The 13,127-nt window shown below is 69.6% G+C and carries 16 protein-coding genes; 10 read left to right on the top strand and 6 right to left on the bottom strand.

From position 1 onward, the window contains the following. Positions 1–33: 33 nt before the first annotated feature. Positions 34–1,191 (bottom strand): M24 family metallopeptidase, encoded by a 1,158-nt coding sequence (locus BN1959_RS05790; protein WP_053947748.1) that lies wholly within the window; start codon positions 1,189–1,191, stop codon positions 34–36. 116 nt (positions 1,192–1,307) lie between these two features. Here BN1959_RS05790 and BN1959_RS05785 point away from each other — a divergent pair, with 116 nt between their 5' ends. Next, complete coding sequence (locus tag BN1959_RS05785) at positions 1,308–1,853, top strand: GNAT family N-acetyltransferase (protein ID WP_154018223.1); 546 nt, start codon at positions 1,308–1,310, stop codon at positions 1,851–1,853. Between the two features lie 20 nt (positions 1,854–1,873). On the opposite strand, the gene BN1959_RS05780 is transcribed toward BN1959_RS05785, so the two are convergent. The 4 genes from BN1959_RS05780 to BN1959_RS05765 form a co-directional block, all read right to left on the bottom strand. Then, positions 1,874–2,284 (bottom strand): hypothetical protein, encoded by a 411-nt coding sequence (locus BN1959_RS05780; protein WP_053947746.1) that lies wholly within the window; start codon positions 2,282–2,284, stop codon positions 1,874–1,876. A 62-nt stretch (positions 2,285–2,346) separates the two neighbouring features. Beyond that, on the bottom strand, positions 2,347–2,682 hold the full coding sequence (locus tag BN1959_RS05775; protein ID WP_053947745.1) for a DUF4112 domain-containing protein: 336 nt from the start codon (positions 2,680–2,682) through the stop codon (positions 2,347–2,349). Continuing rightward, on the bottom strand, positions 2,683–2,961 hold the full coding sequence (locus tag BN1959_RS05770; RefSeq protein WP_053947744.1) for a UPF0058 family protein: 279 nt from the start codon (positions 2,959–2,961) through the stop codon (positions 2,683–2,685). Between the two features lie 107 nt (positions 2,962–3,068). Next, complete coding sequence (locus tag BN1959_RS05765) at positions 3,069–3,281, bottom strand: DUF7120 family protein (protein WP_053947743.1); 213 nt, start codon at positions 3,279–3,281, stop codon at positions 3,069–3,071. A gap of 166 nt (positions 3,282–3,447) precedes the next feature. Here BN1959_RS05765 and BN1959_RS05760 point away from each other — a divergent pair, with 166 nt between their 5' ends. Both BN1959_RS05760 and BN1959_RS05755 read left to right on the top strand, forming a co-directional pair. Then, on the top strand, positions 3,448–4,038 hold the full coding sequence (locus BN1959_RS05760; RefSeq protein ID WP_053947742.1) for a sulfite oxidase-like oxidoreductase: 591 nt from the start codon (positions 3,448–3,450) through the stop codon (positions 4,036–4,038). 26 nt (positions 4,039–4,064) lie between these two features. Further along, the gene (locus BN1959_RS05755; protein ID WP_053947741.1) at positions 4,065–5,390 is read left to right on the top strand and encodes an isochorismate synthase; all 1,326 of its coding nucleotides are present in this window, start codon (positions 4,065–4,067) and stop codon (positions 5,388–5,390) included. A 22-nt stretch (positions 5,391–5,412) separates the two neighbouring features. Here the strand turns inward: BN1959_RS05755 and BN1959_RS05750 are convergent, their stop codons facing one another. Continuing rightward, entirely contained in the window at positions 5,413–5,724 is a 312-nt protein-coding gene (locus tag BN1959_RS05750) for a hypothetical protein (protein WP_053947740.1), read from the bottom strand. Between the two features lie 98 nt (positions 5,725–5,822). Here BN1959_RS05750 and BN1959_RS05745 point away from each other — a divergent pair, with 98 nt between their 5' ends. The 7 genes from BN1959_RS05745 (at position 5,823) to purE (ending at position 13,020) form a co-directional block, all read left to right on the top strand. Then, positions 5,823–6,602 carry a DICT sensory domain-containing protein gene (locus tag BN1959_RS05745; RefSeq protein ID WP_053947739.1) on the top strand — a complete coding sequence of 260 codons (780 nt, stop codon included), beginning with the start codon at positions 5,823–5,825 and terminating at the stop codon, positions 6,600–6,602. Positions 6,603–6,872: 270 nt separating this feature from the next. Further along, positions 6,873–7,721, top strand: a complete 849-nt coding sequence (locus BN1959_RS05740) for a hypothetical protein (RefSeq protein ID WP_053947738.1) — start codon at positions 6,873–6,875, stop codon at positions 7,719–7,721. A gap of 120 nt (positions 7,722–7,841) precedes the next feature. After that, a complete protein-coding gene (locus BN1959_RS05735) occupies positions 7,842–8,288 on the top strand; it encodes a hypothetical protein (RefSeq protein WP_053947737.1) in 447 nt (148 codons plus the stop codon). Positions 8,289–8,399: 111 nt separating this feature from the next. Next, on the top strand, positions 8,400–9,257 hold the full coding sequence (locus BN1959_RS05730; protein WP_053947736.1) for a universal stress protein: 858 nt from the start codon (positions 8,400–8,402) through the stop codon (positions 9,255–9,257). A gap of 118 nt (positions 9,258–9,375) precedes the next feature. Then, positions 9,376–11,184, top strand: coding sequence for a flippase activity-associated protein Agl23 (locus tag BN1959_RS05725; protein ID WP_053947735.1), 1,809 nt, complete (start codon positions 9,376–9,378; stop codon positions 11,182–11,184). A 67-nt stretch (positions 11,185–11,251) separates the two neighbouring features. Beyond that, complete coding sequence (locus BN1959_RS05720) at positions 11,252–12,403, top strand: 5-(carboxyamino)imidazole ribonucleotide synthase (RefSeq protein ID WP_053947734.1); 1,152 nt, start codon at positions 11,252–11,254, stop codon at positions 12,401–12,403. 2 nt (positions 12,404–12,405) lie between these two features. Continuing rightward, positions 12,406–13,020, top strand: a complete 615-nt coding sequence (gene purE, locus BN1959_RS05715) for a 5-(carboxyamino)imidazole ribonucleotide mutase (RefSeq protein ID WP_053947733.1) — start codon at positions 12,406–12,408, stop codon at positions 13,018–13,020. Positions 13,021–13,127: the final 107 nt, after the last annotated feature.

Below are 13,127 nucleotides of genomic sequence, written 5' to 3'. Positions count from 1 at the left end.
CGGACTTGAAAGCTCGCCCGCTGGCGGTCCTGCCTACTCCCCCAGCCGCCAGAGCTCGGTCTGAGGTTCGACGACGTACTCGACGCCGTCGTCAGTCACGCGGACCATCTCCTCCTGGCCGACGTACCCCCACTCGGTATCGAGGCCGAGCTCTATCGTGTACAGTTCGTCCGTACGGACCTCGTACTCGACGGACTCGCCGTAGCGGTCCCACTCCGGGCCGAGCAGCGTGCCGCCGTCGTGGGCGCTTCGGCCCACCTGGTGGCCGAGAGCGTGATCGAACAGCTCGCGGTCCCGCGCGACCAGCTCCGCGCGGGCGCGAGCGTCGACGCGGTGGCCAATAGCGCCGGGCTGGAGCTCCTCGTACCCGGCCTCGATCGCGGCGCGAACGTCCTCGAACGCCGCGACCAGCCCCTCGGGTGGCTCCCCGCGGACCCAGAGCCGCTGGAGGTCGGCGGCGTAGCCGTCGCGCACGACGCCGAAGTCGACGTGGAGCAGTTCGCCCTCGGGAACCGTCCGATCGCCGGGGAGCGTGTGGCCCACGTCGGCGTCGCCGCCGGCGTGGACGGTCGGGCAGTACTCCCACGACCACGCGCTGTCGTAGCCCGCCTCGCGCATTCGGCCGTGGAGGTACTCGGCCACCTCGGCCTCGGTCGTCTCGGGTGTCCACTCGTCGGCGGCGTCGTGGAGCAGGTCCAGCGTGGTCTCGGCGGCAGTCTCGACGCGCTCGTGCTCGGTATCGGATTTGATTCCCCGCACGTCCGCGACGATCCCGCCCGCGCCGACGAACTCCCGGTCGGGTAGCAGGTCGTTAAGCCGTAGATACATTCCGTGGGTCAGCCCGTCGGCGACGTTGTCGTCGCGGTCGAAGTTGATCGCGACCGTCTCCGCGTCCAGCCCCGCGAGCGCCTCCCGGAGGGGCTGCTCGATCGACTCGTCGTACGGCCGGACCTCGTGAACCCCGAGTTCTTCGGCGGTCGGCGCGTCGTGCTGTCCGAGCACGACCGTCGACTCCTCGGGCCCGATCACGACCGCGGTCGGCCAGACCACGTCGAACCCCAGCACGTACGGTAGCGTCGGCTCGTGGATCTCGTCGGTCTCCCGGCAGAAGATCAGCCACGCGTCGGCGTCGCTGTCGGCGACGGCGTCGCGGGCCTGTTCGACTTTCTCCGCAACGAGGCTCGCGTCCATACCCTCCCCTGCGTCGGCCGCGGCTTAGTTTCCGGGGGCCGTTCCCCCCCGGCTCGGCACGAGCGTTTATACGGACTGGCTCGTGATGTGTGCACGAGTACCACGGATGGAGAGTCGTGATAGGGAAGCTACGCCGGGGCGTCGACAGGCTCATCGACCGGATCAGGCCGTCGCGGATCCGCCCGGCTGAACCGCCGGAGACGTTCGTCGACGCCGAGGGGCGGGAGGTACGGGTCCGGCCGTACCGCGAGGAGGACTTCGAGGGGCTCGTCGAGATGTACGACGAGTTCGACCCCGAACTACGGGCGCAGGGGGCACCACCGATTGGTACCGGGAACGTCGAGGCGTGGATCGACGATCTCCTCGACGGCGTGAACGTGGTCGCGATCCACGACGGGCAGCCGGTGGGCCACGTGAGCTTCGTCCCCGACCGCACCGACCGTCACGAGCTCGCGATCTTCGTCCATCAGGAGTATCAGCACGCCGGGATCGGCAGCCGCCTCGTGGCGAACGGGCTGGGGTACGCGCGGGAGCAGGGCGTCAGATACGTCTGGCTCACCGTCGAGTCCTGGAAGCGGGGGATCCAGCGGTTCTACAGTCGTGCCGGCTTCTCGACGGTGAACCCGATGGGCGCCGCCCACCGGATGTCCCGGACGCTGTGAGCCGCCGGGCGACGACGCCCTTACCGCCCGACGAAGAACGAGCCAGCGAGGTAGACGCCGACGGCGACGGCCAGCCCGGCCGGGAGCCCCAGCAACAGGTCCGGGCCGCGAACGAACCCGAGTGCAAGCATGGCGATCGCGCCGAGTTCGAGCCCCAGCCCGAGCAGGCCCGGGCCGGCGGCGCGGTCGACACGCTCGGCCGCCGCGCCGAGCCCGTCGTCGTCCTCCTCGGTCGCAGCCGAGAGGCCGAGGAACCACGGGAGGAAGAGGAACGTCCCGATCCCGGAGAGCCCGCCGATAGCGACGCCGTAGGGGACGCTTTCGAGCGTCATCACGCCGACGGCGCTGAAGACGACGATCTGCATCAGACCCGACCCGACGCCGATAGCCGTGAGGAACCGGTCGCTGGGTCCCTCGGTAGTGGAGGACATGGTCGGCGGTTTACCGTATCGCGAAATAAATCGGTCGACTCACGCCACGAAGGTCCGCCGCATCAGCGGGCGTCGACGTGACGCTCGATCCGCGCGACGTTCCGCCGGTTGGCTTTCCACGCGATGTCGAGGGCGTCGCCGACGATCGGAACGCTGCCGAGAGTCGCTTCGACCAGAACGAGCAGCAGCATCCAGAGACAGGCGCGTTTGGGCAGCCCCAGTCGGTACCCCTGGTAGACGATGTACGTCGACGGAAGAACAGTCAGCCAGTCGCCGGCCACGGGGAGCAGGCCCACGATGCCGTCGATACCGACGTCTCCGACCAGCGGGAGCGTGAACGCCGCGTCCAGCAGCTCCGCGACCGTGCGGGCCCGGGTGAGCCGAGCCGGTTCGCTCATTTACAGCCGGCTCTCGGCGTCCTCGGCGAGCTCCTGCATCCGCTTGCCGATCCGGCCGGCCGAGGAGAACTCGTCGTCGCTCATCGCGTTCGCGAGGGCGTTGCCCAGCACGAACACGGCGTGTTTGTGCTCGCTTTTCGATTTGTGGACGTGAGAGGGGTCCACGTCGAGCTCGTCGTACTCGTCGAACGTCCCGTCCTCGACGTCCTCGCGGTCCCGGAAGTTCTCCATGATGATGACCATCTGTTCGTGGAGTTCGAGCAGTTCGTCCTTGTGCATACCCAAACCACGCGGTTCCGGGGGTTAAACGTTATTGGGGTGAACTCTCACACGGACGACGGACGGCCGAGGCTCTCGACGGCGAGCGATACTCCTAGAAGGCGGCGTCAGAAGACGTACTCGTCTTCGTGGCCCATCATGCCCTCCTCCTCGTACTCGGGCTCCTCGTCGTCCATCGGGCCGCTGGTCTTGTAGGCTTTCAGTCCCGTCGAGAGGAGCTCCTCGACGGCCTCGTTTCGGTCCACGAACTCGCCCTGCTCGACGAGCTGTGCGATCTGCATTTCGAGGTGCTCGGGGACGGTAAGATCGACCTTGGGCATCTGTCAGGGGGGTTTGGCACAGCGGGTATTTAAGTTCGTTGCCGCGGCCTCCGGAGCCGAGAACGCGCCTTAGAGGCGCTATCGGCCCGGTTCGCGGTATCGGCGGCGCTGTTTCCGGCCCACCGGTTCCGATAACCATAGGTGAACGGGCCTACTGAGTTCGAGTATGAGTACGGACGTTACGGCGCTCCACGAGGAGTTCGACGGCCAGCGCCTCCCGCCGGGCCAGCGGCAGACCGAGAGCTTCCCGGTGCTCTCGAAGGGGGACACGCCGGCCGTCGACGACGACTGGACGTTCACCGTCTCCGGCGCGGTCGAGGACGAGCGGGAGTTCACCGCCGAGGAGTTCCGCGAGCTCGCGCCCGAGACGCAGGTGCAGGACTTCCACTGCGTCACCGGCTGGTCGAAGTTCGACTGCGAGTTCACCGGGCTGCCGTTGCCCGAACTCGCCGACGCGGTCGGCGTGCGCGACGGCGCCGAGCACGTGATGTTCCACGCCCATGACGGCTACACGACCGACCTCCCGCTCGCGGAGTGTGACCGCCGGGAAGTCATGTTCGTCTGGGCGTTCGACGGCGAGCCACTCCCAGCCGAACACGGCGGCCCGCTCCGGGTGGTCACTCCCCACAAGTACGCCTACAAGGGCGCGAAGTGGGTGAAAGGTGTCGAGTTCCTCACCCAGCCCGAGCTCGGCTACTGGGAGAAGCGGGGGTACTCCGACTCCGCGAACCCGTGGAACGAGGAGCGGTACAGTTAGGGCCGACCACCCAAAAGGGAGAGCAGATGGAGTCACCGCGGCAGGCCGGCATCGATCCGGCCGAGACGACGCTCGTCGCCGAGAGCCGGGAGGTGCCGGACGTGTCGTTCCGCGCGTTCCTCGCCGGTCGGAGAGCTCCGCGTGTCCACTGGGCCGCCCCGGACGGGCTGGAAGTGGTCGGCGCGGGCGAGGCCGCCCGGCTCACCGGCGAGGGAACCGATCGGTTCGGGACGGTCCGGGACGCCGCCGAGACGATGTTCGCTGGGTCGGAGACGTCAGACGGCGCCGCGAGGCCGCGATTCTTCGGCGGCGCCGCGTTCCACGACGACCACGAGCCGGCACCGCCGTGGGAGGGGTTCCCGCCCGCGACGTTCGTACTCCCGCGGATTCAGTTGGTCCGCACCGACGACGCGACCCACCTCACGGTCGTCCGCGCCGACGGCGACGGCGACGCCCTCGAACGCGACATCGAGCGTATCACCGACGAGATCAGCGAACTGCCGGCGATGCGCCCCGTGGGCGATCCGCCGGGCGTCGTCGCGAGCCGCCGCACGACGACCGAGGCCGAGTGGGCCGCGGGCATCGAGGCGGCGATCGAGCGCATCGAGGCCGGCGACCTGCGGAAGGTAGTGCTCGCGGTCGCGCTAGCGGTCACGCTAGAGGAGGAGCTCACGATCCCGGACACGCTCGAACGGCTGCGGCGCTCCTACCCCGACTGTTTCCGCTTCCTGATCCAGCCGACCGACGAGGCGGGCTTCTTCGGCGTCCCGCCCGAGCGGCTGGTCCGTCTCGACGGGCGCCACGCCCGCACGGAGGCGCTCGCGGGCACGGTCGCACGCGGGGAGACGCCCGAAGAGGACGCCACGCTCGCCGACTCGCTGCTCGAAAGCGAGAAGCTCCAGCACGAGCAGGCGCTGGTCGCCGAAGCGATCGAGGGACATCTCTCGCCGATGGGGGAGGTGACCGTCGCCGAGCAGGGCGTCCGGAAGCTGGCGACCGTCCAACACCTTCACACGCCGATCGAGGCCGACCTCGACGGCGATCGGCACGTGCTCGACCTCGTCGAGGCGCTGCACCCCACGCCCGCGGTCGGCGGCTTGCCGCCCGAGACGGCCGAGCGCGTGATCCGGGAGACGGAGACGTTCGAGCGCGGCTGGTACGCCGCCCCGGTCGGCTGGTTCGACGCCGACGGCGACGGCGAGTTCGCGGTCGGGATCCGTTCGGCGGTCGCGGGCGGCCGGCGCGCGACGCTGTTCGCGGGCAACGGGATCGTCGCCGACAGCGACCCCGAAGCAGAGTGGGAGGAGGTCGGGCTGAAGCTGGAGCCGATCCTCGCAGCGCTGGGGGAGTGATGAGCCGCGTCGACCGCCGGGCTCAGCCGTCGATCGGTTGGGACCAGTACGCTCGGAGCCCGCTGGCGATCGCGCCCACGACGACCGCCTGTACGTAGAGGAACGCGTAGATCTCCACCCAGAGCCACGGGGGGCCGCCGGTGAGCAGGAACTCGTTGTAGAGGAACGTATCGAGCAGCAGCGCGGCGACGATCGCCGGCGCGCCGACGAGGAGCGCTTCCCGGGGGAGGATACCCCACTCCGAGAGCGCGACGAGCGAGCCGGTCACCGCGAACACGCCGAGCGTGACGGGAGCGACGAGGACGCTCACGGACTGATCCGGATGGAGGGCCATACCCATCGGTTGTGGACCGGTGGAGGAAGGTGTTTCCCCGCCGTTGGACGCTATCCGCCGAAGGGCATATACTGTCGACTGTCCAACTGGGAAACGGAATGTCGCTACGGCGGCTGCTTGCGGAGTACGACGGCGCCGAGCGATCGCTCCTTCTCGCAAACCGGAGCCAGCCAGAGCAGCTCCGGTCGATGTTGGCGGGGATGTTCAGCGAACAGTCGGTGTCCGTCGACGAGGCCGCCGTCGAGGGCGTTCCCGAGAACACCGTGTTGCTGCTCGACGGCGACGGGGAGGTGCTCGCCCAGTCGCCACTCTCGGCGGTGGCGGAGTCGCTACTGTTCACGAACTCCGACGCGTTCGTTACCGGGTCGACGAGCCTCGCGGAGGCGAACCTCCCGGCGGTGATCACCGGAATGGAGGGGGTACAGTTCCGACTCCGAGGGTACCCGCAGTCACACAAGGAGAAGCTCCTGCTGATCGCCGTCTCCAGACATATCGAACGGGCCGCCTGGGAGCACGACGCCGGCACCCACCGCGCGTCGTTCCAGCGGCTCTCCCGCATCGTCGACGAGCAGGGCACCCAGCGCGTGTACCGCCAGCTGGGGGAGAGCAATGTCGACACGCACGTCTACGGCGTCGACGACGACGGCGGCGCCGAGCGGGCGGCCGAACTCGGCGTCACCGTCCACGCCGGCGACTCGGCCGACTACCGCGACTCCTGGTTCGTGGTCCACCGACCGCCCGGCGCCGAGCAGCCCGGGGAGCCGAACCCGCTGGCGCTGTTGGCGGTTCAGGACGAGGACGGCGTCTGGGACGGCTTCTTCACCACCGAATCCGACGAGGCGCTGGCCGTCGACGACTACGTCCGCCGCGAGCTCTGAGTCGTGGTCGGCGGCTTTATGTCCCGGACGCTCCAATGGCCGCGTATGTCCACGAAAGCCAAACTGCTGCTGGTGCTCTCGTTCGTAACGCTCGTCTACTTCCTGGTCGGCGGCAACGCCGAGCCGGTGGAAGTCGAAGTCGAGTCTGAAGACTAACCCAACTGCAGCGCGCGGCCTGCCGCGCACTCCGTCGTGCGATTTTCTTCACTGAGCAGCGCCGCGGCCGCCGGGAGCGAACCACTTACCCGACGCCGCGCCCAGTTCACCACCATGTACGGGGTCGTCACGCGCAACGAGGAGGAGGTAGAGTGGTCGGCGTTCGACCGGGGGTTCTACGAGGTGAAGGACGTGACCGGCCGGGCCGCGGAGCCGCTGCCGAACGCGGTGAACATGGTCTCCTGTTTCGGCGACACCGCCGCCGGCGAGTCCAGCCCCGAACTCCTCCCCGTCGACGACGAGGGGAACGAGGCGACCCGCGAGCAGCCCTACTTCGACTGGGGGTACGTCTGCCCGACACACGAGGGGTACCGCGAGGGGCTGCTGGAGACGATCGCGGACTGCGCCGCGGCCAACGAAGACGTCCGCCTCGACGACGTGGGGTTCCCACGCGCGGAGTACTGTCGGTGCGACCGCTGTGAACGCCTGTTCGCTGAGAGCGAGTACGAGGACCGCTTCGACTGGCGCGGGAGCGTCATCACCGAGTTCGTGAAGGAAGCCAGCGAGCGCATCCCCGGGCGAACGTACCTCACGCTCTACCCCGACCCCTACCCGGGCCACCTGTTCGAGCGGGCCGGGCTGGACCTCTCGGTGCTGTCGGCGTACGTCGACGAGTACGTCGTCCCACTGTACGACACCCACTACAGCACGACGTACTGGCTGGAGACGATCGCCTCGGGCTTTCAGGATCTGCTCGGCTGGTCGCCGGAGACGCCCGAGGCCGGCACGCCGTTCTCGGTCGAACTGTACGCCGTCGACGTGGACGTGGACAACCTGATCCACGCGACGGAGGTCGCCGAACGCTACGGGAAGGACACCTTCTTCGGCTACGACGCCAGCAACGCCCAGGCGGCGATCCGGCGGAAGACCGCCGACGAGCGCGAGGGCGTGAGTCACGGGTAACGTTCGGCGACAGAGTCACCCAAGGGATCGACAGCTCCCTCTCGATACGGCTGCGCCGTCGAAACCGTCCGGCTGCAGCCAGTCCGTACGATTAAATATCCGAGCTCGAACAAGTCACGTATGTTCGACTGGCTCCGTGACCGAGTCGGTTCGACCGGTGATGAGGAGTACGACGTGGATCGTGACGCGGCAGTAGGCGCGTTCGAGTCACTGCTCGACGACGAGGACGTCACCGTCGACGGCGATCACACCGCCGTCGTCGAACAGTTCGACCGGATCGTCGCCCGGTACGACGAGATCAGCGACGAGGTGGACGAGGCGATGGGTGAACTGACCGAAGAGGGTGAGATGCCGGGGATCTACTTCGCCAAGGACAACACCCGACTCGACCGGTGGCAACGAGAAAACCCGGCGCTCGTCGGCGAGATCGAATCGTTGCACGACAGCCTCAGCGAGCTAACCGGGCGGCTCGAGATCGACGAGTCGTCGGTCGACGAGGACAGGCCGATGCCGGTCCTCGACGAGTTCTATCAGGAGCTCCAGAGCGCGTACTGGCTGACTCAGTGAGCGGTGAGCCAGTATCGGCCACGTATAGTCCGGTCCCGCCTGCTCGATGCTGCGACTCGAGGCGGCCTCGAAGCCCGAAGCTCTTAGCCATCCCCACCCCAACAGCGGCCCATGTACGACAGCATTCTCCTTCCCGTCGACGAGGCCGCCGTCGAGAGCAGCCTGCTCTATCACGCCGCCGAGCTCGCGAACTGGGACGACGCGAGGGTCGAACTGCTGTACGTCGCCGACACGGGCCGGGACAGCGTGACCGTCGCTGGCGACGGCGACGTGGTCGATGCGCTGGTCCGGGAAGGGAAAGACGTGGTCGACGAGGCCAGCGGCGTGCTGGACTCGCTGGGCGTCGAGTACACTACCAGCGTCGAGCAGGGGACGCCTGCGAAGACCATCGTCGACTACGCCGAACACGAGGCCCACGACCTGATCGCGATGCCGACCCACGGCCGCGAAGGGCTCTCGCGGTATCTGCTGGGTAGCGTGACCGGGAAGGTCGTCCGGCTCGCGCCGATGCCCGTGCTCACCGCGCCGATCGACGAGGAGGGGTTCGAGTTCCCCTACGGCGGGCTGTTGCTCCCCACAGACGGCAGCGATCAGGCGCTCCGAGCGGCCCGGCACGGGCTCGACTTCGCGGCCGAACTCGGCGCCGACGTCCACGTGCTCACGGTGAGCGACGACTCGTTGCTGGCCAGCGCCGGCGACGTGGTCGGCGAGGGGGAGGGGACCGCACAGGCGGCCGTCGACAAGGTGGTCGAGGCCGCCGACGTCCGCGGGATCGACGCCGTGACCACCCACGTCGAGACGGGCGATCCGGACGAGGAGATCCTCGCGACGGTCGAGGCAGAAGAGCTGGACGCAGTCGTGATGGGCGCGACGGGCCGGGACGGGTTCGACCGCGTGCTGCTTGGCAGCGTCGCCGAGAAGACGGTCCGGCAGGCCGACGTCCCCGTGATCACGATCGGCGAGGACTGAGCCGGCGTCGGCGCGTCTTCCCGGGGAGAGCCTCGATCGCCGCGGCGCGAACTGCCGACGAGGAGTCGCCGCGGACGGAACCCACAGAGCTTCATGGCTCGACTCGGAACGCCCGTCCATGTCACGGGGGGCCCACCCGTCGAGCCGGTCTGACCGCGCGGGCCGTCGCGCGCTTCGGGCGCTGCTCGGGCTGTCGGTCCTCTCGCTCGCGGTCCGGCTGTTCGGCCTCGGCGGCCGGGTGTTCCACTGGGACGAGGGACGGGTCGGCTACTGGATCCTGCGCTACCACGAGACCGGCCAGTTCCACTACCGGCCGATCATCCACGGCCCGTTCGTCCAGCACGCCGACGCGCTCCTGTTCCACGTCGTTCCGGCGACCGACTTCTGGGCACGGTTCCCGGTCGCGGTCGTCACCGCGGCGCTCCCGCTCTCGGCGTGGCTGCTGCGGCGCCACCTCGACGGTCGGGAACTGGTCGCGCTGGGGCTGCTGCTGACGGTCCAGCCGCTGCTGCTCTACTACTCGCGATTCATGCGCTCGGACATGCTCGTGGGCGCGTTCGCGTTCGCGGCGTTCGCGCTGCTCGTGCGGGCGTTCGACACTCGCCGGCTCGGGCCCGCGGTCGCGGCGAGCGCGGCGCTCGCGCTCGGCTTCGCGAGCAAGGAGAACGCGATCCTCTACGTCGCCTGCTTCGGCGGCGCCGCGGCCGTCTGCTACGACCACCGGCTGATCCGGGCCGCGACCGCCAGCGACGGATCGGGCGCCACGGCCCGGGTTCGAGGCGACGTCGACGCGATCGGGGAGTGGCTCGACCGCCGCTCGGTCCCCGTCGTGCTCTGGCTCGGGGGCGCACTCGCCGCGCTGGCGGGGGCGTTTCTCGCGGTCACGGCCGTCATGTACGCCCCCCGACCGGAGATCTGGGGCGCGTTCTCCTCCGTAGGGAGCCTGCTCGACGTGCTCGACGCCGCGCTGGTGGAGACGGGCGAGGAGCTGGTGAGCACGTGGATCGAACGCGACGGCGGCGACCGCTCCTACCTCGCGTTCGTCCACGACACCTTGGAGACGCTCGCGTTCGGCGCGCCCGTCGTCCTCGGGCTGGCACTCGTCGGCTTCCTCGCTGACGGCTACGGGGTCGCCGACGCTCGCGGGGGCGAGCCGCGCCGCCGCCTGCTCGTCGCGTTCTGCCTCTACTGGGCAGCCGCCAGCGTCGCCGGCTACCCGATCGCGACCGACATTCAGGCGCCGTGGGCGGGGACCCACGCAGTGCTCCCGCTGACGGTGCCCGCCGCAGTCGGCGCCGCCGCGCTCGTCGGCGTCGTCGATCGGGAGTTGACGACGGGGAACGAGTCGGCCGTCGACGCGCTCCGGGGCGTTATTGGGGGTGAACGACCCCAACTCGGAACGACGGCCCTGATCGCGGTGCTCCTGCTCACTGCCGGCACCGTCGGCGTCGTCGGCCTGAACGTCGACTACTGGAACAGCGCGAGCGGGGAGGACCGACAGGTGCTCCAGTGGGCCCAACCCGAGAACGACCTTCAGCGGACGATGGACGACGTGGCGGCCATCGCCGACGGGAACGACGGGACGGACGTGCTGTTCTACGGCACCAGTGCCGGCGGCGGGACGCAGTTCTACGTCGCGAACGAGTCGAGCCTCGACCAGCCGCCGCCGGGCGGGCCGTCGTGGCACTCCCGGCTGCCGCTCCCGTGGTATCTCGAACGCGCCGGCGCGAACGTGCGCTCCAGCGCGCCCGACACGCCGCCCGAGCGGGCGCTCGCGGACGCGCCGCCGGTCGTGATCGCCCACGACGACGCCCGCGAGGAGGTCGCCGCCGAACTCGACGGGTACGCGGTTCGCGAGCACCGGTTCAAGCTCTGGAGCGAGGAGATCGTCGTGTTCCTCGACCGCGACGCGCTGGCGAGCGTATGACCACGAACGTGCCTATATCTATCCCGATCCAGCAATCCTTATACACACTCGTCCGGAAGCGTCGCGCATGAGCGTCACGCTGCCCGGACCCACGCTCGGCGTCGTCGGCGGTGGCCAGCTCGGCCGGATGCTCGCCGAGGCCGCCTCGCCGCTGGGCGTCGACGTGGTCGTGCTCGACCCGACACCCGACTGCCCGGCCGCGCGGGTCGCCGACCAGATCGAGGGTGATCTGGACGACCCCGAGGCGGTCCGCGAACTGGCCGAGCGCGCCGATGTGCTCACCTTCGAGATCGAGACCGCCGACCCCGAGCTACTCGCCGACGTTCGGGCCGAGACCGGGACGCCGGTCCACCCGGACCCCGAGACGCTGGCGGTCACGGGCGACAAGCTCCGAGAGAAGGAGACCCTCGCGGGCGCGGAGATCCCCGTCCCGGAGTTCGTCCCCGCAGGCTCGCCGGCCGCCGCGGAGACCGCCGTCGAACGCTTCGGCGGGACGATGCTGAAAGCCCGGACGGGCGGCTACGACGGTCGGGGGAACGAGCCCGTGACCGACACCGCCAACGCCGAGCAGACGCTGGAGACGGTCGGCGGCGACGCGGTCGCCGAGGAGCTGCTCGACTTCGACCGCGAGCTCGCCGCGATCGGCGTCCGCGGGGCCGACGACGAGACCCGCGTGTTCCCCGTGACCGAGACGATTCACCACGAAGAGATCCTGCGCGGGACCGTCTCGCCGGCGCGGGTCGACGACGCGACCCGAGAGCGGGCGCGTGCGGTGGTCGAGCAGGTACTCGCCGAACTCGACGGCCGCGGCGTGTTCGGCGTCGAGCTGTTCGACGTTGATGGGGAGATCCTCGTCAACGAGATCGCTCCCCGGCCCCACAACTCCGGCCACTGGACGATCGAGGGCGCCGCGACGTCGCAGTTCGAGCAGCACGTCCGCGCCGTGCTCGGCTGGCCGCTCGGCCCGGTCGACCGCATCGCCCCCACTGCCTCAGCGAACGTGCTCGGCGACGTGGCCGAGCCGGGGCCGGCGACGCTTTCAGGCGTCGACGCCGTGCTCTCGGCCCCGGACGCGAGCCTCCACTGGTACGGGAAGCGGGAGGCCCGGCCGCTGCGGAAGATGGGCCACCTCACCGTCACCGATCCGGGTGCCGAGGACGCGACCGACGCCCTGACGACCGCCGAATCGCTGCGCGAGCGCCTCACCTTCACCGAGTAACTATGCCTTCAGTCACCGACCTGATCGACCGACTCGAATCGGACGCCGCCGCCGACCGCCCGGGCGACGCCACCCCCGACGTGGGGATAATCATGGGGTCGGACTCCGACCTCGACACGATGCAGGGCGCCTTCGACGCGCTCGACGCGCTGGACTTCTCGGAGCAGACCGACCACGCCGACCCGCCCGCGGGGCGGTTCAGCTACGAGTCCTACGTGGTCTCGGCCCACCGCACGCCCGACCTGCTGTACGCCTACGCCGAGACCGCCGAAGACCGCGGGCTGGACGTGGTGATCGCTGGCGCGGGCGGGAAATCCGCGGACCTGCCGAACATGACCGCCTCGATCGCGTTCCCGCTGCCCGTTATCGGCGTTCCCGTCCAGGAGAAGTCCGTCGACTCCGTGATCGGGATGCCCACGGGTGCGCCGATCACCGCCGTCGACGCCGGGAAGTCGTACAACGCCGCGCTGTCGGCCGCGCAGATCCTCGCACGTGAGTACTCGGAGGTCCGAGACCGACTCGAGACGCTCCACGACGAGCGCCGCGAGGGCGTCGGCGACGTGTCGGCCGCGCTGCACGACCTCGGCGTCCGTGGGTTCCGCGAGCGCGAGGAGTGACCCGGGCCGGTCGAGGGAGCCGCCACGTTCCTCCACAGATCCCCGTCCACCACGGTCCCAGATCCCGCTCCTCCACGGTACTGGTCCGCACGCTCGCCCGCGCGGGG

The sequence above is a fragment of the Halolamina sediminis genome (genome assembly GCF_001282785.1).
Lineage (GTDB): Archaea > Halobacteriota > Halobacteria > Halobacteriales > Haloferacaceae > Halolamina > Halolamina sediminis.
The sequence above is the reverse complement of the archived record's forward strand: the minus strand, read 5'-3'. Positions and strand labels throughout refer to the sequence as shown.